Source organism: Parazoarcus communis SWub3 = DSM 12120 (assembly GCF_003226565.1).
Classification (GTDB): domain Bacteria; phylum Pseudomonadota; class Gammaproteobacteria; order Burkholderiales; family Rhodocyclaceae; genus Parazoarcus; species Parazoarcus communis.
The window spans coordinates 583,283-606,369 of record NZ_QKOE01000001.1 but is presented as its reverse complement, the minus strand read 5'-3'; the positions used below and the strand labels follow the sequence as shown (position 1 = coordinate 606,369).

General features: G+C 62.5%; 17 protein-coding genes and 1 tRNA gene. 8 read left to right on the top strand and 10 right to left on the bottom strand.

Annotated elements, in window-relative coordinates; all coding sequences use genetic code 11:
• Positions 1-36 precede the first annotated feature (36 nt).
• The 10 genes from DNK49_RS02805 to DNK49_RS02755 form a co-directional block, all read right to left on the bottom strand.
• Entirely contained in the window at positions 37-2,781 is a 2,745-nt protein-coding gene (locus DNK49_RS02805) for a sensor histidine kinase (RefSeq protein ID WP_110522774.1), read from the bottom strand.
• Positions 2,782-2,869: 88 nt separating this feature from the next.
• On the bottom strand, positions 2,870-3,325 hold the full coding sequence (locus DNK49_RS02800; protein WP_110522773.1) for a PTS sugar transporter subunit IIA: 456 nt from the start codon (positions 3,323-3,325) through the stop codon (positions 2,870-2,872).
• Positions 3,322-3,981, bottom strand: coding sequence for a potassium-transporting ATPase subunit KdpC (gene kdpC, locus DNK49_RS02795; RefSeq protein WP_110522772.1), 660 nt, complete (start codon positions 3,979-3,981; stop codon positions 3,322-3,324). Before kdpC ends, DNK49_RS02800 begins: the two co-directional genes overlap by 4 nt.
• 10 nt (positions 3,982-3,991) lie before the next feature.
• Entirely contained in the window at positions 3,992-6,031 is a 2,040-nt protein-coding gene (kdpB, locus tag DNK49_RS02790) for a potassium-transporting ATPase subunit KdpB (RefSeq protein WP_282435425.1), read from the bottom strand.
• A 10-nt stretch (positions 6,032-6,041) separates the two neighbouring features.
• The gene (kdpA, locus tag DNK49_RS02785; RefSeq protein ID WP_110522771.1) at positions 6,042-7,751 is read right to left on the bottom strand and encodes a potassium-transporting ATPase subunit KdpA; all 1,710 of its coding nucleotides are present in this window, start codon (positions 7,749-7,751) and stop codon (positions 6,042-6,044) included.
• A 51-nt stretch (positions 7,752-7,802) separates the two neighbouring features.
• Positions 7,803-8,510: a TorF family putative porin gene (locus DNK49_RS02780; protein WP_110522770.1), complete on the bottom strand. Its 708-nt coding sequence runs from the start codon at positions 8,508-8,510 to the stop codon at positions 7,803-7,805.
• A 592-nt stretch (positions 8,511-9,102) separates the two neighbouring features.
• Positions 9,103-9,177: transfer RNA gene (locus DNK49_RS02770), tRNA-Gly, on the bottom strand.
• Positions 9,178-9,267: 90 nt separating this feature from the next.
• Positions 9,268-10,998 (bottom strand): phosphoenolpyruvate--protein phosphotransferase, encoded by a 1,731-nt coding sequence (gene ptsP, locus DNK49_RS02765; RefSeq protein WP_110522768.1) that lies wholly within the window; start codon positions 10,996-10,998, stop codon positions 9,268-9,270.
• A gap of 4 nt (positions 10,999-11,002) precedes the next feature.
• Positions 11,003-11,272 carry an HPr family phosphocarrier protein gene (locus DNK49_RS02760; protein ID WP_110522767.1) on the bottom strand — a complete coding sequence of 90 codons (270 nt, stop codon included), beginning with the start codon at positions 11,270-11,272 and terminating at the stop codon, positions 11,003-11,005.
• 48 nt (positions 11,273-11,320) lie between these two features.
• Positions 11,321-11,704 carry a PTS sugar transporter subunit IIA gene (locus tag DNK49_RS02755; protein ID WP_110522766.1) on the bottom strand — a complete coding sequence of 128 codons (384 nt, stop codon included), beginning with the start codon at positions 11,702-11,704 and terminating at the stop codon, positions 11,321-11,323.
• Between the two features lie 257 nt (positions 11,705-11,961).
• On the opposite strand from DNK49_RS02755, the gene DNK49_RS02750 reads away from it, so the two are divergent.
• The 8 genes from DNK49_RS02750 to DNK49_RS02715 all read left to right on the top strand — a co-directional run bounded on the left by DNK49_RS02750 (position 11,962) and on the right by DNK49_RS02715 (position 23,027).
• Positions 11,962-12,996 carry an inorganic phosphate transporter gene (locus tag DNK49_RS02750; RefSeq protein ID WP_110522765.1) on the top strand — a complete coding sequence of 345 codons (1,035 nt, stop codon included), beginning with the start codon at positions 11,962-11,964 and terminating at the stop codon, positions 12,994-12,996.
• Positions 12,997-13,004: 8 nt separating this feature from the next.
• Positions 13,005-13,649 carry a DUF47 domain-containing protein gene (locus DNK49_RS02745; RefSeq protein WP_110522764.1) on the top strand — a complete coding sequence of 215 codons (645 nt, stop codon included), beginning with the start codon at positions 13,005-13,007 and terminating at the stop codon, positions 13,647-13,649.
• A 155-nt stretch (positions 13,650-13,804) separates the two neighbouring features.
• Positions 13,805-15,850, top strand: coding sequence for a PhoX family protein (locus DNK49_RS02740; protein ID WP_110522763.1), 2,046 nt, complete (start codon positions 13,805-13,807; stop codon positions 15,848-15,850).
• A 71-nt stretch (positions 15,851-15,921) separates the two neighbouring features.
• Complete coding sequence (locus tag DNK49_RS24540) at positions 15,922-16,551, top strand: PEPxxWA-CTERM sorting domain-containing protein (protein ID WP_110522762.1); 630 nt, start codon at positions 15,922-15,924, stop codon at positions 16,549-16,551.
• A 204-nt stretch (positions 16,552-16,755) separates the two neighbouring features.
• On the top strand, positions 16,756-19,614 hold the full coding sequence (locus DNK49_RS02730; RefSeq protein WP_110522761.1) for an ExeM/NucH family extracellular endonuclease: 2,859 nt from the start codon (positions 16,756-16,758) through the stop codon (positions 19,612-19,614).
• 63 nt (positions 19,615-19,677) lie between these two features.
• Positions 19,678-20,193 (top strand): PEP-CTERM sorting domain-containing protein, encoded by a 516-nt coding sequence (locus tag DNK49_RS02725; protein ID WP_110522760.1) that lies wholly within the window; start codon positions 19,678-19,680, stop codon positions 20,191-20,193.
• Between the two features lie 33 nt (positions 20,194-20,226).
• Positions 20,227-20,937, top strand: coding sequence for a CAAX prenyl protease-related protein (locus DNK49_RS02720; RefSeq protein WP_110522759.1), 711 nt, complete (start codon positions 20,227-20,229; stop codon positions 20,935-20,937).
• A gap of 119 nt (positions 20,938-21,056) precedes the next feature.
• Positions 21,057-23,027, top strand: coding sequence for a 5'-nucleotidase C-terminal domain-containing protein (locus DNK49_RS02715; protein ID WP_110522758.1), 1,971 nt, complete (start codon positions 21,057-21,059; stop codon positions 23,025-23,027).
• Positions 23,028-23,087: the final 60 nt, after the last annotated feature.

Genomic DNA, 23,087 nt, shown 5'->3' with positions numbered 1-23,087 from the left:
ACAAGTATTCGGGGGGGCGATGCTCCCAGGTTCGATCTATTGGGACCTCTCATCATGCTCTTTCATCTCCTGATTGGCGTACCCACCCCAGGGCAAGGTCAGACGGATAGTGGTTCCCTTGCCTTCCAAGCCGGGCAATGCCTCGACACTGCCCATGTGGGCACCCACGATACCTTGAACGATCGTCAATCCCAGCCCGGTTCCTTGTTTGCCTCGATCGCCACGTTCCACGCTGTAGAACATGTCGAAGATTCGCCGCCGTTCATCCTCCGGAATCCCCGGCCCACGATCCGAGATGTCGATTCGTAACTTATTGCCCTCAATTTGCCGAATCTGAACCAGAACAGGTACCTCCGGAGGCGAGAACTTCGCCGCGTTTTCCATGACGTTGAACAATGCCTGCTCAATGAGGGCGGGATGGACATGGATTGGGGGAAGATCCGGAGAAATATCGTGTTGGATGCGCACATTGGGTTCATACCGCTGCAGGCGTCGAGAGGCTGAACCCACCAACTCGTCGATGCCGATCCAGTCACGCGTCAGTGTCAATCCTTGTTGCCCGAGCCGTGTCATATCGAGCAGGTTTTGAATGTACCGATCCAGTCGCTCGCCTTCTACATGGATGGTTTCGAGTAAGCTTTGCTGATCCTCCGGCCCCATATCAGCGCTGTAGCGCGCAAGGCTATCTGCTGCCCCGATCATCGACGAAAGAGGCGAGCGTAAGTCGTGCGATACCGACGATAACAATGCGGACCGCAAGCGCTCCGTTTCTCCTGTGACGCGCGCTTCCTCCAATTCCGACACAAGCCTCGTGCGCAGAGCAGCCTGACCAATGTCCTCCACCATGCTTTCCGCAAGACGGCGCTGCTCGAAAGACAGTCGCCCCATGCCCGAGGGGAACCGCAATCCGACGACGCCCAGCGTATCCTTGTCCGAGCGCACGGGCAGGAACCACCAAGACGAATTTGTCAGGGTGTCGGTGTAACGCCCGCTCGTCTGTCCATGCTGCTGCGTCCAGTTGGCTGCCACCAGATCCTTCTCGGTGAGATCGTTAGCTGCCGTTGAGGGACCCGTTTCTCCGTTGATGCGTATCCACGTCTTGGCGTGAAGGGTCGATTGCAGGACCGACGAGCCGGCTGCGATAACTTGTCCGAGATCGGCTGCCTTGGCGAGCTTGCGCCCCAGATTCTGCATTGCCGTGGTGTACGAGTTTGCCGCGCGCAAGGCCACTACCTGCATGCGCAGTCGCGACGCCAGGCGGCCGGCGATCAATGCTGCCGCCAGAAACAACACCACGGTGACCACACCATGTTGAGCGCTGATATAAAAAGTGTAGCGCGGCTCGATGAAGAAGAAATTGTAGGCAAGGAAGCTCAGCGCCGCAGTGATCACGGCTGAGGCCATGCTCGCCCGGGACGCAACCAGCAAGACAGCCACGAGGAAGACCATGGACAGATCCTGCAACCCCAGGAGGTGTTCGGCCAGCGCTGCGGTGCCGACAGACCCAAGGCTTACCAGCAGGATTAGCAACGGCTCTCGACCCGTGAGCTGCCTTCCGGCCAACGCAGATAGTCGCCGCGCGTGCAGCCGGGCCTGTGGTGTATTCACGATGGTCAGTTCGTAGCGCCCACAGCGTTGCAACAGTTGCTGCGTCAACGTGCGGTTGAAGATGCGGGCGATGGGGTGCTCCCGTGTTCGACCGATCACGATGGCTCTCGCGCCCCGCGTTTCGGCGGCATCGAGCAAGGCCTGGGTGACATCGGTGTTGTGCAACACCTCGGTCTCACCACCCAGGTTACGCGCCAGCGAGAAAGCCTTATCGATCTCTATCAATCGTTGTTGCTCTATGTGCGTGGCTTTGTTGAGCGATGAAGCAACCTGGTTAAGGGTGTCTGTATGCAGAGCAGCATCGGCCGAGCGTCCTGTTTCGACCGTAACCACTGACCATGGCGCGCCACGTCGCTCGGCGATCTTGGCGCCCGCCCTCACGAGGTATTCCGATTGTCCACGGCCGTCAATGGCAATCAGTACGTGGCGCTGGATGGAAATACCTTCCATGCCGCGTGCCGCACGCGTCTCGCGCAAGTCAGTATCGACGTGTTCCGCGACAGTCTGTATCGCCAGTTCGCGCAAGGCGGTGAGATTCGATGGAGAGAAGAATGCCTGCAGCGCCTGTGCAGCCTGTTCAGGCAAGTACACCTTTCCATGGTTCAGACGTTCTATTAGTTCACGCGCTGGCAAATCGACCAGGCGGATGTCGCGCAGACGGTCGAAAAGCGCATCGGGGACGGTCTCGCTGACCCGAATGCCGGTGATCTGGTGCACCACATCGTTCAGGCTTTCCAAGTGTTGGATGTTGACCGTGGTATAGACGTCGATGCCGGCATCGAGCAGTTCCTCCACGTCCTGCCAACGTCGTTCATGACGACTGCCGGGAGCATTGCGATGGGCCAGCTCATCGACCAGGGCAATCGCTGGTTTGCGTGCCAGCAGCCCGTCCAAGTCCATTTCTTCCAGTTGCCGTCCTTGGTATCCCATTTGCTTGCGGGGCAGCAGCGGCAATCCCTCGGCCATGGTCTGGGTTTCGCTGCGGCCGTGGGTCTCCACGATGCCGATGACGATATCCACCCCTTGGCGGTGAAGTTCGCGGGCACGCGCTAGCATGGCGTAGGTCTTGCCGACGCCAGGGGCGGCGCCTAGGAACACCGTCAATCGCCCGGCGGTCTGGCGCTTGAGTTCGCCCAACAGGGCATCTGCTTGTTCAGTCCGTTCGGCTCCCATGGCAAGCCCTATCCTCAATTTTCAGTCGTTCGCATATCTTTGTCTTAATTCCTGCCGCGATAACGATAGCGCAGCGGCTAGTTCCTTTTTACAACTGCCGTTCATCAAGTAGCATCTTGATTTCAACCGGGCTTTGGCGCGCATGCAAGGCCGCCCGGAATGCTCGATCAGAGAGCAATGAAACCACATGGGCAAGCAACTCAAGATGCAACTGTGTTGCTGGGCTGGGTACCAGCAAGACGAGGATGTCGGCCACTGGCTGTGCGTCAGGCGCACCGAATGCCAGCCCTGCAGCCGGCCGAACGTACAGCGCACGAATGTGCTTCAGCCCTTTTACCCGAGCGTGCGGAACGGCCACGCCCAGGCCTAGTCCTGTTGAGCCGGCCAGCTCGCGCTGCGTCAGTCCGGAGGCAACGTCCTCGGCCGCCAAGCCACCGATGCGCTGGACGTGTCGACCGATGGCCTGAAACAACTGCCGCTTGTCGGCGACCTGCAGGCCGAGGAGAATATCCTCGGCCTGCAGATAGGTGCTAAGTGCGCTCATTGGTTCGCCGCAGGCGCCCCGGAGGCCGGTGAAGCCAGGGCATCCAATGCCAAATTCAGTTCGAGCACGTTCACGCGGGGTTGGCCCAGCAGACCAAACTGTTTTCCCTCCATTTGCTGGGCGACAAGCCCCTCGACTACGTCGCGTGCGATGCCGCGGGCGCGTGCCACACGGTCGATCTGGACAGCGGCGCCCTGTGGACTGATGTGCGGGTCTATACCCCCACCCGACTGCGTGACCAGATCGCTAGGGACTGCGTCGAGCGCGACACCGTTGCGCTGCGCGACGGCGGCTCGCGTTTCGTCGATGCGCTGCCGCAGTTCAGGGTTCGTGCGTGCCTCATTACTGCCGGACACGCCCATGGCATCGTAGTCGGCCGCAGAGGGGCGCGGCTGGAAGTAGCGATCGTCGGCGAATGGCTGCGCCACCAAAGCCGAGCCAAGGACCTTGCCATCACGCTCGATCAGGCTGCCATTCGCAGCGCTTGGGAACAGGGTTTGGCCGAGACCGACTCCCGCCAAGGGGTACAACAGACCGAAACCGACCAACGCGATGATCGCCAGACCGATGGAGCCACGAATCAGGCCCTTGTCGTATACGGTCGTGGAGACATGGCCTTGTGGGTGGGCAATCGTGTTTACATCATGGAGAGACATGATCGAATCCTCAGAGAGAGAACAAGGCGGAGAGCGTGACGTCGATTGCCTTGATCGCGACGAATGGCAGCAGGACACCGCCCACGCCATAGACAAGCATGTTGTTGCGCAGCAACTGCGTCGCGCTCGACGGCTTGAAGCGCACGCCCCGCAGCGCAAGTGGGATCAACAGCGGAATGATGATGGCGTTGAAGATCAGCGCCGACAGCACCGCGCCGGTCGGGCTCGACAGGTTCATGACGTTCAGCGCCGCCATCTGCGGGATCGCGGCGGCGAACAGCGCCGGCAGGATGGCGAAGTACTTGGACACGTCATTGGCCAGCGAGAAGGTAGTGAGCGCGCCGCGGGTGATGAGTTGCTGCTTGCCGATCTCCACGACCGCCAGCAGCTTCGCGGGATCGCTGTCGAGATCGACCATGTTGCCGGCTTCCTTGGCGGCCTGGGTACCGGAGTTCATCGCCAACCCCACATCGGCCTGCGCAAGCGCCGGCGCATCGTTGGTGCCGTCCCCCACCATCGCCACGAGACGACCGCCACTTTGTTCGGCACGGATACGCGCAAGCTTGTCCTCGGGACGCGCTTCGGCAATGTAGTCATCGACGCCCGCCTCGGCCGCGATGGTCGCGGCCGTGAGTGGGTTGTCACCCGTGATCATCACGGTCTTGATGCCCATCGAGCGAAGACGGGCGAACCGCTCTTTGATGCCGTGCTTGATCACGTCGGACAACTCGATGACCCCCAACACATGCCGGCCATCGCTGACCACTAGCGGCGTGGCGCCCTTGCGAGCCACGTCTGTGACGCGCGCCGCCAGCTCCGCGGGAATCACGCCCCCCAGCATCTGCACGTGCCGCGCAATCGCGTCCATCGCTCCCTTGCGGATGACGCGCACTCCGGCCAAGTCCACGCCCGACATGCGCGATTGCGCGGAGAAGGGCACGAAATGCGCACCTTCTGGCTCGATAAGCTTCTCGTCCTTGCCGCGTGCGAGTTTGACGATGGATTTCCCCTCCGGGGTCGGATCCGCCAGTGAAGCCAGCAGAGCCGCTTTGCGCAATTGCAAGGCATCCACGCCGGCCAGGGCATGGAAGGCAGTGGCCTGCCGGTCGCCGTGGGTAATGGTGCCGGTCTTGTCCAGCAACAAGACATCTACGTCTCCCGCGACTTCCACCGCCTTGCCGGACTTGGCCAGCACGTTGGCTTGCAGTGCGCGGTTCATCCCCGCGATGCCGATGGCCGGCAGCAGGCCACCGATGGTGGTTGGAATCAGGCACACCAGCAAGGCAACCAACAGCACGACGTTGGTTTCGACGCCGACGAACCCACCGATGAACGGCAGCGTCACCACCACGACCAAGAAGGTCATCGTCATCACTCCGAGCAGGATGCCCAAGGCGACCTCGTTGGGTGTCTTCTGCCGGTTGGACCCTTCCACAAGCGCGATCATGCGGTCGAGGAAGCTGTTCCCTGGCTCGACAGTCACGCGTGCGACGATGCGGTCGGACAGCACCTTGGTGCCGCCGATCACTCCGGAGCGATCAGTGCCAGCTTCTCGCAGCACGGGCGCGGACTCGCCTGTAACCGCCGCCTCGTTGATCGTGGCCAGACCTTCGACGATCTCGCCGTCGGCGGGTACCAACTGGCCTTCCTCGACTACGACGAGGTCGCCGGGACGAAGCTCGGCTGCGGGCACGGTCTTCTCGTTGCCGGCGGTGTCGAGCCGCCGGGCCATCAGATCCTTGCGGGCTCGACGCAACGATGCAGCTTGTCCGCGCCCGCGGGATTCGGCTACTGCTTCGGCGAAATTGCCAAATAGCACGGTGACCAGCAGGATCACAGTAACGGCCCAGCCGAAACCGGGTTGAGCCCAGCCCGCGAGAGTGGCCACCGCCGTTACCAGCGTACCAAGCCAGACCACAGCCATCACGGGATTCCTGATGATGTGCTGAGGAGCCAGCTTGACGAAGGCGTTGAGTAGCGCGGGCGCAAAGCTGCGCTCATCCATGCGCGGGCGGCGGCCCGCGTGATCTTTGGAGGTTATTTGGTTCATGATTTTTTCCTCAACGCGCGATCAGGCTCAGGTGGTCGGCGACAGGGCCTAGCACCAGCACGGGCATGAACTGAAGCAGTGTCAGAATGACGATCACCGCGATCAGCGTGAGCGCAAAAGTGGGCGTTTCGATCTGCAGACTTCCCGTGCTTTCCGGGGCTTGGCGCTTGCGCGCGAGCATGGCCGCGATCACCAGGGGGATGATGAGGGCCGGATAGCGGCCTGCAGCGAGCACGAAGCTGGCGGTGACATTCCACCAGATACTGTCATCGCTCAGTCCCTCGAAGCCCGAGCCGTTGTTGGCGAAGGACGAGGTGTATTCGTAGAAGACCTGGCTAACGGCATGGAAGCCGGGGTTCGAGTTTCCGGCCAGGCCGGGTACAGCCAACGTGATGGCAGTCAGGCCCAGCAGGATCAGCGGCTGCAGCAGCACGAGTACTGCGAGCAAGCGCACCTCGGGCGCTTCGATCTTGCGCCCGAAGAGTTCCGGTGTGCGCCCGGTCATCAAGCCTGCCAAAAACACGCCCAGCAGGAGATAGGTCAGGAACTGTTGCAACCCGCTGCCGATACCGCCCCAGATGGCGTTGATCAGCATGTCGCTGATCGTGACCAGGCCGGTCAGTGGCGCCAGCGAGTCGTGCATGGAGTTGACCGAGCCGTTGGAAGTCTGCGTCGTCAGCGCTGCCCACAGCGCAGAGGGTTCGGCGCCGAAGCGCACCTCCTTGCCTTCCATCAACGCGATGTCCTGCGATGTCGAGGAGAACCCCTCGGACCAGATAGCGAATCCTGCTGACGCCACCGACATGGCCAGCATCGTGCCGAACACTAGCCCGGTAAACTTACGTCGTCCGGTCAGGCCCTCGATCATGAAGACCGCCGCGATCGGAACCAGAATGATTGCCAGCGTTTCCAGCAGATTGGACAGCGGTGTGGGGTTCTCCAGCGGAACCGAACTGTTGGGGCCGTACCAGCCGCCACCATTGGTCCCGAGCTGCTTGATGGCGACCATGGGCGAGACCGGCCCCAGCGGAATCTTCTGCTCCTTCATCTCGACCGTCGCATCGACAGGGGCGATCACGGGTCCACCGTCCAGCGTGGCCGGCACCCCTTGGCTGGTCAGCAGCACCGACCACAGCAGGCACAGGGGTAGCATGAAACGCAGCGTGGGGCGGATCACGTCGGCCCAGTAATTGCCAACGTCGACCGGTGTCTGATCCTGGCCATCGGCCTTGCGAGCTTGCGCGTTGCGTCCGCCGAAGAAGCCACGAAGCGTCGCCACTACCAGTGCCAACCCCATCATTGGTGTGATGACCTGCAGGGTCACGATGCCCATCATGTGAGCGAGGTAGGAAAGTTGGGCCTGCCCCGAGTAGTGCTGCTGGTTGGTGTTGGTCAGGAAGGAGACCATGGTATGCAGCGCCAGATCCCAACTCATGTTGGGCGCGCCGTTGGGGTTGAGCGGTAGCCACGCCTGAGTCATCAGGATCAACCAGACGACGAGGGCCAGTATCAGATTGCTTATAAGAAAAGCGCCCGCATACCCGCGCCAACTCATACCCCGTTGGGGATTCGTACCGATCAGCGCGTACAGGGGGCGCTCCAACCACAGGAACAACCTGTCGCCACGCATCGGCTCGCCGCGCATTACCGCTGCCAGATAACGACCGAGCGGCCAGCCCAGGCCGATCGCCAGGGCGAATACGAGAAGAAACTCAGTCATGATCGGACTCCATTACTTGGTGCAAGGGGCTTACGGTCATCGCACCCTCCGTCAAAAAGAAGCCTGGACGGCGAACTCGGCGCGCGAGCCAGCCATGTCGGGGAATAGCCGTTTGGCTGCGGTGTCGGTGCCATGCAGCGTTAAACGGGCCTCGAAGGGCGCCTTGAAGGTCCAGGCCACGCCGACCGAGCCGTGCGTGTAGTTGTCGGCATAGGCACTGTCGAGGGCGTAGCGCGCCAGCGTGCCTTCGATGCGCCACTGGTCGTTGAGGGGAAAGCGCGCACCAACCAGTGCATAGGTTCCCGTGGTCTTGCTAGCCATCGCGTTCGTCGAGTGGCCTATGGCTAGCCAGTAGTTGTCGCGCCAGGTTGCGGCGACATTGATCTCGTTCCAGTTCAGGCCCACGTCGGAGCCGGGGTACTGATAACGCAGGAAGAACGCGTCCAGGGCCCAGTCGTCGGCGATCTTGCCGTTCCAGCCCAATGCGATGTCGAACTCGCTGTGGGCGCCATTGCCGGGTTCGAACTTGACATTCGAGCCCCACACCGAGGCATACAACCCCGATTCGTGGGCGTACTTGAAGCCCGCTTGGACGGCAGGTTTTTCCCGCGTTTGGGAAGATCCGCGCCAGACGTAGTCCGACGTCAACGCCACGCTGCCGGAGACTTGTGCCTGGACGCTGGTCGCCATTCCCAGCAGCAGTCCACCGACTGCTACTGCAACGGCCTTTCCGGTCGCCTGAACATTCTTGAGAGGCATGGTTTTTCTTCGCAAATGAATGGCGATATAGCCATGCTCAAGTATTCAACGATGATCCGTAAGTTCTCTATTCCATAAGTGGGGCCACGCATAAATTCGCCGTAAACTCTGTGCGTAACCGCCGGGAGATGAGCGCGCGTGGTCAGCGCAGCTGAGTTGGAAGTCCGCGCCCAGGCTAAGGCGGGCAGGCTTGTTGACGGCGAAGTTGACGCCGCAAGGCTTTACTTGGCTGGGGACGCTGGTGTCGATGAAGTCACATCCTGGCGCGCTGAGGTCCTGGATGCGATGCGGACGTCCTGGGACAGGACTCATCACGGGTGAGCTCTGCCCTTCGTACTCGAATCTGGAGGCTGAGTGGCTGCGCGGTGTGAGCGGTCGGGGCTCGAAGCCCGTTAAGTACTTACCTCAGTGGCGTTGGTGGGGGCAGGGCACTTAAGTGCGGGTGCCCTGCAGGGCGTCGCCGACGTCATGTTGGTGGATTATGATTACTTTCACCGTGGGCAAAATCGTGGATTCTGGCAACACGGTGGCTACACAGCGCAAAAAACAAAACGCCAACCCCGAAGGATTGGCGTAAGTGCTTGAATTCGTTTGGAGCGGGTGAAGGGAATCGAACCCTCGTCATTAGCTTGGGAAGCTAAGGTAATAGCCATTATACGACACCCGCGTGTCGCGCTGACCTGAGCGGCCGGCAACAGAAGAGGCGACATTCTAATGGTGCGCAGCGCTGGGCGCAATCGATTGTCGCGGGGGGTGCTCAGTTTCCGAGCCGCTCCACGGCTTCCCGTACCCGGGCCTGTTCGTCCATCCTCAGGATGCGCTGCACTCTGGGGGCCAGTTCGCCGACATCGGCACGCAGGATCTGCTGCTTGACCTCCAGGATGTGGGCCGGATGCATCGAGAAGTTGCGCAGGCCCATGCCGAGGAAGAGTTGGGTGTAGGCGGGGTCGCCGGCCATCTCACCGCATACCGAAACCGGCAGGCCGAAGCGGGCGCCGGCCTGGATGGTGCCGCCGATCAGCTTGAGGACAGCCGGGTGCAGGGGGTCGTAGAGATGGACCACGGCTTCGTCGGAGCGGTCGATGGCCAGCGTGTACTGGATCAGGTCGTTGGTACCGATCGACAGGAAGGACAGGCGGCGGATGAACATGCCGAGCGAGAGCGCCGCGGCGGGGACTTCGATCATGCCGCCGACCGGAACCTGCTCGTTGAACTTGACCTTTTCTGCGCGCAACTCGGCCTTGGCTTTCTCGATCAGGGCCAGGCTCTGATCGATCTCGTGCGCATGGGCCAGCATCGGAATCATGATCTGCAGCTTGCCGTGCGCCGAGGCGCGCAGCAGTGCGCGCAGCTGGGTCAGGAACATCTTCGGCTCGGCAAGCGAGTAGCGCACTGCGCGCAGGCCAAGCGCCGGGTTGGGCTCGCTGCGGCTGTGGGCGCCGTTGAGCGCCTTGTCGGCACCGACATCGAAGGTGCGGATGGTGACCGGCTTGGTGGGCATGGCCTTGAGCACCGCACGATAGGCTTCGTACTGTTCGTCTTCGTCGGGCAGGGTGTCGCGGCCGAGGAAGAGGAATTCGGTGCGGTACAGGCCGACTCCGTCGGCGCTGACGGCCTTGGACTGGGCGACGTCCTTGGGACCTTCGATGTTGGTCAGCAGATTGACGTCTTCGCCATCCAGCGTGGTGGCCTTGGTGTCCTTCAGGCGGTTGAGCTTGGAGCGTTCGAGTTCCAGCTCGGAGCGACGCAGGCGGTATTCCTCGACGATGGTGTCGTCGGGTGCAACGATGGCAACACCGCGCGTGCCATCGACAATGATCAGCTCATTGTCTTCGACCAGGTCGCGGATGTGATGCAGGCCGACCACCGCGGGGATGGAGAGGCTGCGCGCAACAATGGCGGTATGGCTGGTCGGCCCGCCGACGTCGGTGACGAAGCCGGCGATGTTGTGATCGCGAAAGCCGATGGTGTCGGCGGGCGACAGGTCATGGGCGACCACGATGGTGCCGAAGCCGTCGCGGCGCTTGGGTGGCAGGTGGCCGGGGTGGCCGAGCAGCACCTTGACCAGACGCTCCACCACCTGCACGACGTCGGCCTGGCGCTCACGCAGGTAGGGGTCTTCGATCTGGCGGAACTGCTCGACCAGTACCTCCATCTGCTGTACCAGCGCCCATTCGGCATTGCAGCGGCGCGATTCGATCTGGCTGCGAGCCGAGTCGATCAGCATCGGATCGGCCAGCATCATCAGTTGCAGGTCGACGAAGGCGCCGACCTCGGTGTGGGACTGGCCGGAACTGGCTGCAGCCTTGAGACCGACCAGTTCGCCCTGCACGGTGGCAACGGCATCCTCCAGGCGTGCAAGCTCATCCTGCAGGTGCTTGGGGGCGACGTGGTAGTGATTGACCTCGAGCAGCGCATGCGAGACCAGGTGGACGTGGCCGATGGCAATGCCCTGGGAGACCGGTAGCCCGTGCAGGGTGAAGGTCATTGCCTCATTCCTCTTCGCCAAAGCGGTCGGCGATCAGCTCGAGGATGCGCGCCAGGGCGACGTCGGCATCACTGCCTTCGGTTTCGACGGTGATCGTGCTGCCGCGCGCTGCTGCCAGCATCATCACACCCATAATGCTTTTTGCATTGACCTTGCGGCCGTTGCGTTCGAGCCAGACATCCGCAGCAAAGCTGCTGGCAAGTTGGGTGAGCTTGGCCGAGGCCCGTGCGTGCAGGCCAAGTTTATTGATGATGGGGGCTTCAGCGCTGGGCATCGGGGTGTCTCGCTCGCTTCGAGGCTGGGTGTGTAAGGTGGATCGTGTTCATTTCATGTGCATCACCCCGTCGCAGCCGCCGGAGATGGCGCGCTGAATCAGGGTGTTCATGTCTTTTTCGCGGTAGGTCAGGGTCCGCAGCAGCATCGGCAGGTTCACCCCGGCGATGCCCTCGATCCGTCCCGGATGCAGCAGCTTGGTGGCGATGTTGGACGGCGTTGCGCCATAGATGTCGGTCAGCACCAGCACGCCTCGCCCGCTGTCGGCCCATGCTGCCATCTGGCGCGCCGTGGGCAGCAGATCCAGCGGGTCGTCCTGCGCCGAGACGCCAAGCTGGGCGATCTGCGGGGGCCGTTTGTTGAGCACGTGGCAGGCGCACTGAATCAGCGCTTCGCCGAGTGTGCCGTGGGTGATGAGAAAGATCCCGATCATCCCGGCTGCCGCAGTGGGGGGCGCCCACCTGTCCGGTGAGCCTTGTCGAAGGCGGAAAATGCTGTGCTCATAGGCTGCTCAGGCAGAAAAGCGGTTTCCAGAATCATGCGTCCGCGTCACGTGGAAGTCCGTAATCGCGTCATGCGATCGATTGTAGCCGATCGTGGCGGCTCACCTCATGCCGCAGCGCGACATGCCGGCGGGTGCCGGAGCGCATATGATGGAGCCGTCGATGGCGCTCACAACGGAGTGTTGGCGTGGAACCGGTCTTTGTGCTGGCGATTGCTGCGGTGGTCACGGTGCTGGTGTTCGATTACACCAACGGTTTCCACGATGCGGCCAACGTAGTGGCGACGGTCATCGCTTCGCGGGCCATGAGCCCTGCGCAGGCGGTGGCTTTGGTCGCGGTGTTCGAGTTTCTCGGGCCGCTGTTGGGAGGGACGGCAGTGGCCAATACCATTGGTGGCTTCATCAACCTGGGCGACGTGCCGGTGGTGTTGTCGCTGGGCGTGCTGGTGGCGGGGCTGCTGGGGGCGATCTGCTGGAATCTGCTGACGTGGTGGTGGGGCATTCCTTCGTCCTCGTCGCATGCCCTGGTGGGCGGACTGGTGGGCGCGGTGGTGCTGGCGGTGGGTGTCGACCATGTGCAGTGGGGCTTTGGCGAGCTCGCACAGGGTCGGCTGACCGGGGTGACCAAGGTGCTGTTGGCGCTGGTGTTGTCGCCGGTGCTGGGCTTTGTCGTGGGGTATCTGCTGCACCGTCTGCTGTCGCTGATCTTTCGTGCCGCGCGGCCGGTGCTCAATCGCTATCTGCGTCTGGCGCAGTATGTGACCACGGCGGGGCTGGCTTTCTCGCATGGTGCCAATGACGCGCAGAAGAGCATGGGCATTTTGACCTTGGTGCTGGTGCTGGGGGGCTTCATCCCGAAATTCGAAGTGCCGTTCTGGGTGATGCTGGCCTGTGCGATGGCGATGACCGCCGGCATCCTGTCGGGTGGCTGGCGTATTGTCCGTACCCTCGGGTTTGCGGTGTACAAGGTTCGTCCGCTGCATGCGCTTGACTCCCAACTGACCTCGGCAGCGGTGATCTTCTCCGCCTCGCTGGCCGGGGCGCCGGTCTCCACCAGTCATGTGGTGGCCAGTTCCATCATGGGGATTGGCGCTTCCGAGCGGCCGCGCAGCGTGCGTTGGGGCAAGGCGGGCGAGATTGCCGCTACATGGTTGATCACACTGCCGGCCTCGGCCGCGGCGGGGGCGGTGTTGTTGCTCGGGTTGCGCATCTTTCTGGATTGAGGTGATTCATGGCTGCTGACGAAACCCGCTCCATCGTCCATCGCGTGCTCGACCGCATCTTTCCCAAGGCGCCGGACTTTCATCGCTTGCTGACCGAGCAGGCGGATCAGGTGGTGCATACGGTGGGGCTGCTGGTCCGCTTCATGGAACATGCCGAACCGGATGTGGCCCGCCAGATCAAGAAGGACGAGCACACCGCCGACACCATCAAGGTGCGCAACCTGCATACGCTCAATGAAGCCTTTTCCACACCTTTTGATCGCGAGGATATCTACCGCGCGATCATGGATCTGGACGAGGTGGTCAACTACTGCAAGAGCACCGTCAACGAAATGGACGTGCTTGGCGTGGCGCCCGATGCTTACACGCTGGAAATGGCGCGCTGCCTGAATGAAGGGGTCATCGCGCTGGCTCGGGGCTTTTCTCGGCTGGCCCATGCCCCTGCCGAGGCCGCTGCTGATGCGGATATTGCCCGCAAGGCCGAGCGCCGGGCCGAAAAGCTCTATCGCAAGGCACTTGCCGCACTGTTCCAGGGGGATGATTATCTGGACATGTTCAAGCGCCGCGAAATCTACCGTCATCTGTCCAATGCCGCAGACCGGATGGCTCACGGTGCCAATACCCTTCACGACATTGTCGTGAAGACCTGTTGAGTCCCGCACCCGGATAGTCCGTTCGGATCATTCCTTCATCTCCGGGTAACAGGCGAGCTGCAATCTGCGCCCGCTAAAAAGGGCATGCCCGTCACCGGCCTTGGGTCGGCGGACACCTTTTTGCAGATATCGTCAGTACACTCCCAGGAGATCACATGAGCAGCCCGCTTCATCCGGATAACGATCTGACCATCAACCCGTCCGGCAATCCCGCCATTGCCGATCTGATCGAACAACGCAAGCTGTCGCGTCGCGGCTTTCTGAAAGGCTCCTTTGGCGCGACTGCGATCGCCGCGCTCGGCGGCTCGACGCTGGCCGACAGCCTGAGCAACCTGGCACATGCCGCACCGTCGCCGATTGGCGGTATCGGCTTTACTTCGGTGCCGGCAAACATCGCGCCGATGACCGACGCCATCACCGTACCGCCGGGTTATACCGCACGTGTGCTGATCTCTTGGGGTGATTCGCTGACCAATGCACCGCACTGGGACCCGTCTACCCCGATGACCGAAGCGGTCCAGCTCCGTACTTACGGCGCCCATACCGACGGCATGCATTATTTCCCCTTCCCCAGCACCGGTGCCGGTGGTCTGGGCAACACCCGCGGTCTGCTCGTGGCCAACCACGAGTACGTCGATCCCGGTCTGGTGCATAACACCACGACTTACTCGACCGACGCCATGACGCTCGACTGGGTCAACACCCAGCTTGCAGCGCATGGTGTCAGCGTCGTCGAAGTGCAGGAACGTAATGGCGAGTTCGGTGTGCGTCGCCCGTCCGCCTTCAATCGCCGCATCACCGGCAAGACGGCCTGTACGGTCACCGGGCCTGCCTCGGGTCATCCCATGCTGCGTACCGCAGCAGATGCCAGTGGTACCCAGGTGCTTGGCACACTCAACAACTGTGCCCATGGCCATACCCCTTGGGGCACCTATCTGGCTTGCGAAGAGAACTTCAACGGCTACTTCGGCTCGTCCGCGGCCGCGCTCGCTGCAGCGCCCCTGACTGCGCATGAGCGTCGCTACGGCATGGCGCAGGGTGGATTTGGTTATCGCTGGCATGAAGCAGAGCCGCGCTTCGATTTCCGCGCCACCCCGAATGAACCGAACCGCTTCGGTTGGGTGGTCGAGATCGATCCCTGGAATCCCAACAGCACGCCGATGAAGCGTACCGCACTGGGCCGCTTCAAGCACGAGAGCGCCGGTGTGGTCGTCGGCAGCGACAACAAGGTTGCCGTGTACATGGGCGATGACGAGCGCAACGAGTACGTTTACAAATTCGTCTGTGCCAAGCGCTTTGACGCCAAGAATCGTGCGGCCAACCGTGACCTGCTCGACAGTGGCACGCTGTATGTGGCGCGCTTCAATGGTGACGGCTCCGGCGTGTGGCTCCCGCTGGTCTGGGGGCAGAACGGCCTGACGTCGGAAAATGGCTTTGCCGATCAGGGTGAGGTGGTGATCAAGTGCCGCCAGGCCGCCGACCGCGTTGGGGCCACGATGATGGACCGTCCGGAGTGGGTGGCGGTGCATCCGACCACGCGCGAAGTCTATCTGACGCTGACCAACAACAACCGTCGCGGCACCAATCCCGCATCCTCGAACAATGTCGATGGCACCACCACCGCTGCCAGTGCCCGGCCCGCAGTGGATGCAGCCAATCCGCGCCCGGACAACCGCTATGGTCACATCATTCGCTGGCGTGATACCGGTGGTGATGTGGGCGCCACCTCGTTTGAATGGGACATCTTTGCCGAGTGCGGCGACAGCCTTTCGCCGGTTGCACATCTGCAGGGCAACATCAACGGTGACGACTATGGTGCACCGGACGGTCTGTGGTTCGACAACGATGGCCGGTTGTGGATTCAGACCGACCAGGCAGGCAATGCCCTGGGCGACTGGGCGAATATCGGTGGCAACGTGATGATGTGTGCCGATCCGGCAACGGGTGAGACCCGCCGCTTCCTGACCTCGCCGCGCAATTGCGAGGTCACGGGCGTGACCAGCACCCCGGACGGCAAGAGCATGTTCGTCGGTATCCAGCACCCGGGCGAAGACTGGAGCGGCAGCTTCACGGCCAATTCCACCTGGCCGGATAGTGGTGTGAATGGCCCGACCACTGCCAGCGGCATGGGTGAGGTTGCCAAGCCGCGGTCGTCGGTCGTTGTCATCACCAAGGATGACGGCGGCGTGATCGGTAGCTGATGTTTGCGGGCAGGCGCGCCGGCTGGCGCGCCTGCCAGACTCCATGATCCGATGTGACAGGATAACTCCAGATGAAACTCAACACCCTTATTGCAACCGCTGCGTTGGCCACCGTGGTCGCCGCCCCGGCACAAGCCGCGCTGGTCAATGATGCCGCGCTGATCAACAACTCGATGGTCGTCACTTTCGACGACTTCGACGGTCTCGAAACCACCGGCCCGGTCGCGGTCGGCACGGGCGTGACCTTCTCCGGCACGCCCTCGACGCTGGGTGCCTATATTGCCGACCTGGGCTCCAATGGCACCTGGTTCGGCAATTTTGCCGCGACCGGCGATTCGAACTACACCGACTTCGGCATCCTGCATTTCACGTTCGACAACGCGATGACGGCGGCGGCCGGCGCTTTCCTGAACAGCTACAACGGCGGGCCGATCCTGCTGGCGGCCTACAATGCTGCTGGAACCATGATCGAAGCGCATTTCGTCAGCGTGGCAACCGACGAGTTCAGCTATAACGAAGGCAGCTTCTTTGGCATTTCGCGTGCCAATGCAGACATCCGTTCGATCGCCTTCGGTGGCGTGGGCCTGGTGGCGGACAACCTGACCTTTGCGGCACCGGTTCCGGAGCCCGAAACCTATGCCATGCTGCTGGCCGGTCTTGGCCTGGTGGGCTTCATGGCACGTCGTCGCAGCGCACGCTGACCCAAGCCTGAGCCGTAGTACATCGGCCGGTGTCCGACAGGAGTCGGACACCGGTTTCTTTTTTTTAGCAGCAGACATCCGGCGGCGGGTATGCGCCATTCGGCTCATGCCCGGCCGCGATGCGCGGTAATCTCGCTCACCTAGTCTTGCTCCCGATCCTGCCCGCCATGGCGGCGGTGCAATACCACATTCGGGAGATCATGCATGAACCCCTTCAAACTGTCCCTTCCTGTCCTGTGCCGTGCGCTGGTGAGTGTCGGCCTGCTATCGCTGGGTTCCGGCTCGGCCATGGCTGCGCCTGCCGAGCTGTTCATCTCCGAGTATGTCGAAGGCAGCAGCAACAACAAGGCCGTCGAACTCTTCAATGGAACGGCCAGTGCCGTGGATCTGTCAGCCGGCCAGTATGCCCTGCAGATGTACTTCAACGGCAATGCGACGGCTGGCCTGACGATTGCGCTCAATGGTGTGGTTCAGCCCGGGCAGACCTTCGTCATCGTGCATGGCTCGGCGGCGGCAGAGTTGCTGGCCAAGGCGCAGCAGACCAACTCGGCCAGTTGGTTCAACGGTGATGATGCCGTGGTGTTGACCAAGGCCGGACAGGTGATCGATTCCATCGGTCAGGTCGGCTTCGATCCGGGTACCGAGTGGGGTAGCGGTCTTGCCAGTACCGCGGACAACACCCTGCGACGCAAGGCGACGATCCTTGCAGGCGATACCAACCTATCGGATGTCTTTGACCCCGCGCTCGAGTGGGACGGCTTTGCCGTCAATGATTTCAGCGGCATCGGACAGCATGCCGTCGAGGGCGGGAATGGCGGCAATACCGGTGGCGGGGATGAAGGCGGTGGTGGTGATGAGGGCGGTGGCGGACTGGCCTGCGGTCAGCCGCATACCGCGGCCTACCTGGTGCAGGGTTCTGGTGAGACCAGCCCGCTTGCGGGTCAGGTGGTGACGACCGAAGGGGTGGTGGTTGGCGACTACGAAGGTCCGTCGCCGGCCTTGCGCGGCTTCTACCTGCAGGATCCGGTAGGGGATGGCGATCCGGCCACGTCGGATGCGGTCTTCGTGTTCAATGGCAACAGCAACAGCGTCAATCCGGGTGATCGGGTGCGGGTGACGGGTACGGTAGCCGAGTACCAGGGGCAGACCCAGATCAGCGCCAGCGCGGTCGAAGCCTGCGGCACCGGTAGCGTGACGCCGGTCGACATCGCGTTGCCGATTTCCTCGATCGACGCGCTCGAACCCTATGAAGGCATGCTGGTCCGCCTGCCACAAACCCTCTACGTCACCGAGCATTACCAGCTTGGTCGCTTCGGCCAAGTAGTGGTGTCGGTCGATTCGCGTCAGGCGCAACCGACGCATGTGGTGATGCCGGGTGCGCAGGCCAATGCGCTGCAGGCGCAGAACGCGCTGGGTCGCATCATCGTCGATGACGCGACCAATGCGCAGAATCCGGATCCCATTGTTTTCGGTCGCGATGGTCAGCCGCTGTCCGCATCCAACACCCTGCGCGGCGGTGACACCGTCAGTGGTCTGACCGGGGTGCTGACCTGGACCTGGGCGGGCAATTCGGCCAGCGGTAATGCGTGGCGCGTGCGTCCGGTGGGCGCACTGGGTGGTGTTGCGCAGTTCGAGGCCACCAATCCGCGGCCTCAGTTTGCGCCCAATGTGGGTGGCAACGTGCGTGTGGCCAGCCTGAATGTGCTGAACTACTTCAATACCTTTGCTGATGGCAATGCCGCGACGCCGGGTTGTTTCCCGAGCGGGAACGATTCCGACTGCCGTGGTGCCGAGTCGGCGCTTGAGTTCGAGCGTCAGGCGGCCAAGACGGTTGCCGCGCTATTGGGCCTGGATGCCGATGTGGTCGGTCTGATCGAGATCGAGAACGACGGCTATGGCGCCGACAGTGCGCTGCAGGATCTGGTCAATCGCCTCAACGCGGCAACCGCACCCGGCACCTGGGCCTTGCTCGACGTCGATTCGCGCACCGGACAGCAGCGTGCGCTCGGTACGGACGCGATCAAGGTGGGTTTCATCTATCGTCCGGCCAATGTCACGCCTGTGGGGCGTACCGGCGCCCTCAACGGGGTGGTGTTCGAGAATGGCGGTGACGGCGCGCCGCGCAACCGTCCGGCGCTTGCGCAGGCCTTTGAGGCGGCCAACGGTGGTCGCTTCATTGCGGTGGTCAATCACCTGAAGAGCAAAGGAAGCGCCTGCGACACGCCGGATGCCCTCGACGGTCAGGGCAACTGCAACACCGTGCGCCTGAGTGCGGTCAACACCTTGCGTAACTGGCTGGCACAGGATCCCACCGGTACCGGCGATCCGGATGTGCTGATCCTGGGGGATCTGAACGCGTACGGCATGGAAGACCCGGTGCGGGCGCTGACCGACAACGGTTATGTCGATCTGGTGCGCCACTTTGGCGGTGACTACAGCTATACCTACGTATTCGATGGTCAGTGGGGCAGCCTCGATCATGCGCTGGCCACCGCGAGTCTGTTCGCCCAGGTCGCAGACGCCCGTCCATGGCATGTCAGCGCCGACGAACCGAGCGTGCTCGACTACAACACCAACTTCAAGAGTGCGGCGCAGATCCAGTCGCTGTACGCGGCAGACGTCTATCGCAACTCCGATCACGATCCCATCCTGGTCGGGCTGGCGCTGGAGGCCCCGCGGGTGATCGAAGGGACTGCTGCAGCCGATGTACTGGTCGGCGGTGCGGGCGACGAGATCTTCATCGGCCGCGGTGGGCGCGACACCCTGACCGGTGGCGGCGGGCGCAATCAGTATGTGTATCAGAGCGTGCTCGATGGCGGTGATGTGATCACCGATTTCCGCCCTGGTCGTGACTTGCTCGTGCTGCGCGATCTGCTCGCCAGTCTCGGCATCAATGGCGGGAGTGCGCTTGCCAATGGCCAGGTCGATTGCACTGCATCGGCCTCCGGCGCGGTGATCGGTGTCGATACCGATGGCCGTACCGGACCGCTGCGTAGCCGGGCCATCGTGCAACTGCGTGGTGTCACCTGCGCAGCCCTCAGTGCAGCCGACTATGCGCTGTAATCTGCACCGGATAGCCTCTTACCCGACCGAAATTTCCAGCATTTCCGATCAGGAGTCATCGACATGAATACGCTGACCTATGTTTTCCGCAAACTTGCTGCAGCCTTGGTGCTGTCGCTGGGTATCCTCCTGCCGCAGGCGCACGCTGCCGCCGAGGTCTACACCTTGAATGGTGTGGCCGAGGACGGTCCGCTGGCCGGCGGCCTCTATAGCGGGCAGTTTGCCTTTGACCGCGCGCTGCTCAGTGGTATTGGCGACGAGTCGCTGATGCTCGACTGGATCGATCTGGAGGTGTTCGGGCAGCGTTTTGACGCCACCGTAATGGCGGCTGCACCGACCGCATCCTTCTTCGACGGCAGTCTGCTGGGTATCGACCTGGTCTATGATGACGGCTTGAACGGCTTTGCCTTCGTCAGTGGCTTCTTCTCGCTGGGTGATGCCTATTTTGCCTACCAGAGCCCGCTGGGGGCGGGGTTTGGTTCGGTGGCGATCGCGCCTGTGCCAGAGCCTTCGCAGGTGCTCATGCTGTTGGCGGGCCTGGGGTTGGTGGGTGGCATGGTGCGACGCCGCGCTGCCTGAGCCGGGTGTCCGTAGGAGGCGTACGCAAGTCCGATGCAGAAAGTGATTGAGCCGTCAGGCGGGCTGCGTGCCCGCCTGATCGAGTACCTGCCCGCCATCGTGCGGGCCGTCCCATTTGCCGCTTACATGGTGGTGCTTGCGTTGTCGCCCCTGCTTGGCGGGGGCGGTGAGGGGCCGCCGCCGCTATGGCTTTATCCCGCGCAGGTGGGTCTGGTCGGCCTGCTGCTGCTGGCCTTCTGGTCGCGTTACGACGAGCTGACGGGCAGTTGGCGCAATGCCCTGCGCGGCAGTCTGTGGGTGCTGCCGGTTGGGAGCGCCGTGTTCGTTGCATGGATTTTCCTTGATGTACCGGTGTTGTCGCTGGGGCTGAGTCCGTTCCAGCCACCGCGCGACGCTGCGGGCGAGTTGGTGTTGTGGTGGCTGCTGGTTCGCCTTGCCGGTGCGGCAATCGTTGTGCCGCTGATGGAAGAGTTGTTCTGGCGCAGTTTCCTGATGCGCTGGATCGTGCAGGCTGATTTCCGTGCGGTCATTCCGGCGGCGGTAGGCCTGCGCGCGGTGCTGTTGAGTTCGCTGGTGTTCGGCGTCGAGCACCAGTTGTGGTTTGCCGGCTTTGTCGCGGGCCTGGCCTATGCATGGTTGTACATGCGCAGCGGCAACCTGTGGCATGCAGTGATCGCGCATGGTGTCACCAACCTGCTGCTGGGGTTATGGGTGATCGCCACCGGGAACTGGCAGTTCTGGTAGTCCGCAAACATCTTTCGGCGCGTCGGTGGGATGCGCCGAAAGGACTATGCCATTCGCGAAAGGGGATAACAGTCGATCGCTAATCTCGGGGAGCCCGTTCAACTACCTTGAGATGAGTCATGATCCGTCCCCAGCTTCGCGTCAAACGTCTTGCGGTTTCGATCGCCCTCCTTGTTGCGCTGCCTTCATCCGCATTTGCGCTTGAAGGGCTGTCCATCCTCCATATCGGCGATCAGGAGTCCTGGTTGCTGTCGGCTCAGGGGAATCTGCGTGACGATCCCTCGCAGGCCTTGTCTTTCTACGGTGGCATTGACCGTCTGGCCAGCGTCATCGATCAGCAGCGTACCGCGGCAACTGCGGCCGGCTACTCGGTACTGACGCTCAACGCCGGTGATGCCTTCCTGCCGGGTCCGAGGCTCAGCGCCAGTCTGAGCAATCTGGCTAGCGCCTACAGCGATGGCGGCCAGGATTTCTATGACGCGATGGCGATGCGTTACATCGGCTTCGACGCCGCCGTGTTCGGTAATCACGAGTTCGACCTTGGTGCGGATGTCGCTGCGCGCTTTGCCCAGGTGTCCGGTACCACCTACCTGTCGGCCAATCTCGACTTCTCCGCGACCTCGGCGTTCTCGGCCCTTGCAAGCAGCGGTACGGTTGCGCCCGGCATCATCACCACGACCACGGCCGGAAACAAGGTCGGCATCGTTGGCTTGACCACCCCCCTTCTGCCGACGATCTCGTCACCCGGCGCCGTGTCGGTCATCGGCAATACCGCCGGCGCCAGTGCCGAACAGAACCTCATTGCCGCTGCCGCGCTGGCGCAGGGTCAGATCGATGCGTTGCGTGCCCAGGGGGCGACCACCATCGTCATGATCAGCCATCTGCAGAATGCAGCCAACGAGATCAACACTGTTGTGCCGCTGCTGAGCGGGGTCGATGTGGTGGTGTCTGGCGGTGGCCACGAGTTGATGGCCGATGCCGACGATGTGTTGATCCCCGGCACCACGGCTTCGATCAACGCGCATCCGGTTGCGGTGCAGACCGCCGACGGTAACTCGGCATTGGTGGTGACCTCGAACTTTGGCAACCGCTATGTCGGCGAGCTCGTCGTCACACTGGGCGACGACGGTCGCGTAGTGCGCGATGCAGCAGGTATCCCCATTGTAGACAGCAGCGCAATGATCCGTGTCTCCGGCACCGGTGCGGATGCGATTCTTCCCGATGCCACCCTCAACGCAACGGTGGTGCAGCCGGTCAAGAGCTTCATCGATGGCCTCAACGCCACCATCATCGCCACCTCGGAAGTACGCCTTAATGGCGATCGCGGCGCGGCTGGTGCACCCGGTAGTTTCAATGCCGGTGTGCGCAATGCCGAAACCAACCTCGGCAACCTGATGGCCGATGCCTTGCGTTTTGCCGGTCAGACCGAGGTCGCCATCCAGAACGGCGGTGGCATCCGTGCATCAATCGCCGCGGGTGAAGTCTCGGTGGGCGACACCTTCAACGTCGCCCCGTTCACCAACCTGGTCAAGACCGCGCAGAACGTCTCTGCCCAGCAACTCAAGGTACTGATGGAGCACACCCTGGCCGGCGCCTCGGCGTCTGGCAACGCCACCGGGCAGTTCGGCCAGATCTCCGGCATGCAGGTGCGCTACGATACCCAGCTGGCGGCCGGGGCCCGGGTGCTGGATATCGTGCTGGACGATGGAACCGTGCTGGTCAAGGACGGCGTGGTGGTCAACCTCGAGCGTCTGGTCACACTGGCGACCATCGACTTCCTGGCGGCGGGTGGTGACGGCTACCCCTTCGTGCTGGCGGGTGTCGAGTTCGACAATGCGGTGAATTCGGTGACCTATCAGGAAGCGCTGCTGGCCTACATCACTGCCTCGACCGCCGATGGCGGTCTCGGTGGGCAGATCCTGGCGTCGCGTTATGGTATCGAGAACCCGCTTGATCGCCAGGGCCGCCTGATCGATCTCGCGATCGCTGCGCCGGTGCCGGAGCCCGAAACCTATGCCATGCTGCTGGCGGGCCTGGGTCTGGTCGGCTTCATGGCACGTCGTCGCAACCGCAACGCGCAGCCTGCCTGACCTCGTTGTTCCACTTCAGGCATCGCGGCTGAACACGCCGTGGTGCCTGCGTTGCCCGTG

Excerpts from the sequence above, each read along its gene's own strand:
- DNK49_RS02780 (WP_110522770.1), bottom strand. The coding sequence starts at position 8,510 with ATGCCTCTCAAGAATGTTCAGGCGACCGGAAAGGCCGTTGCAGTAGCA.
- kdpA (WP_110522771.1), bottom strand. The coding sequence starts at position 7,751 with ATGACTGAGTTTCTTCTCGTATTCGCCCTGGCGATCGGCCTGGGCTGG.
- DNK49_RS24540 (WP_110522762.1), top strand. The coding sequence starts at position 15,922 with ATGAAACTCAACACCCTTATTGCAACCGCTGCGTTGGCCACCGTGGTC.
- DNK49_RS02730 (WP_110522761.1), top strand. The coding sequence starts at position 16,756 with ATGAACCCCTTCAAACTGTCCCTTCCTGTCCTGTGCCGTGCGCTGGTG.
- DNK49_RS02805 (WP_110522774.1), bottom strand. The coding sequence starts at position 2,781 with ATGGGAGCCGAACGGACTGAACAAGCAGATGCCCTGTTGGGCGAACTC.
- DNK49_RS02715 (WP_110522758.1), top strand. The coding sequence starts at position 21,057 with ATGATCCGTCCCCAGCTTCGCGTCAAACGTCTTGCGGTTTCGATCGCC.
- DNK49_RS02800 (WP_110522773.1), bottom strand. The coding sequence starts at position 3,325 with ATGAGCGCACTTAGCACCTATCTGCAGGCCGAGGATATTCTCCTCGGC.
- DNK49_RS02760 (WP_110522767.1), bottom strand. The coding sequence starts at position 11,272 with ATGCCCAGCGCTGAAGCCCCCATCATCAATAAACTTGGCCTGCACGCA.
- DNK49_RS02720 (WP_110522759.1), top strand. The coding sequence starts at position 20,227 with ATGCAGAAAGTGATTGAGCCGTCAGGCGGGCTGCGTGCCCGCCTGATC.
- DNK49_RS02740 (WP_110522763.1), top strand. The coding sequence starts at position 13,805 with ATGAGCAGCCCGCTTCATCCGGATAACGATCTGACCATCAACCCGTCC.
- DNK49_RS02725 (WP_110522760.1), top strand. The coding sequence starts at position 19,678 with ATGAATACGCTGACCTATGTTTTCCGCAAACTTGCTGCAGCCTTGGTG.
- ptsP (WP_110522768.1), bottom strand. The coding sequence starts at position 10,998 with ATGACCTTCACCCTGCACGGGCTACCGGTCTCCCAGGGCATTGCCATC.
- DNK49_RS02745 (WP_110522764.1), top strand. The coding sequence starts at position 13,005 with ATGGCTGCTGACGAAACCCGCTCCATCGTCCATCGCGTGCTCGACCGC.
- DNK49_RS02755 (WP_110522766.1), bottom strand. The coding sequence starts at position 11,704 with ATGATCGGGATCTTTCTCATCACCCACGGCACACTCGGCGAAGCGCTG.
- kdpB (WP_282435425.1), bottom strand. The coding sequence starts at position 6,031 with ATGAACCAAATAACCTCCAAAGATCACGCGGGCCGCCGCCCGCGCATG.
- kdpC (WP_110522772.1), bottom strand. The coding sequence starts at position 3,981 with ATGTCTCTCCATGATGTAAACACGATTGCCCACCCACAAGGCCATGTC.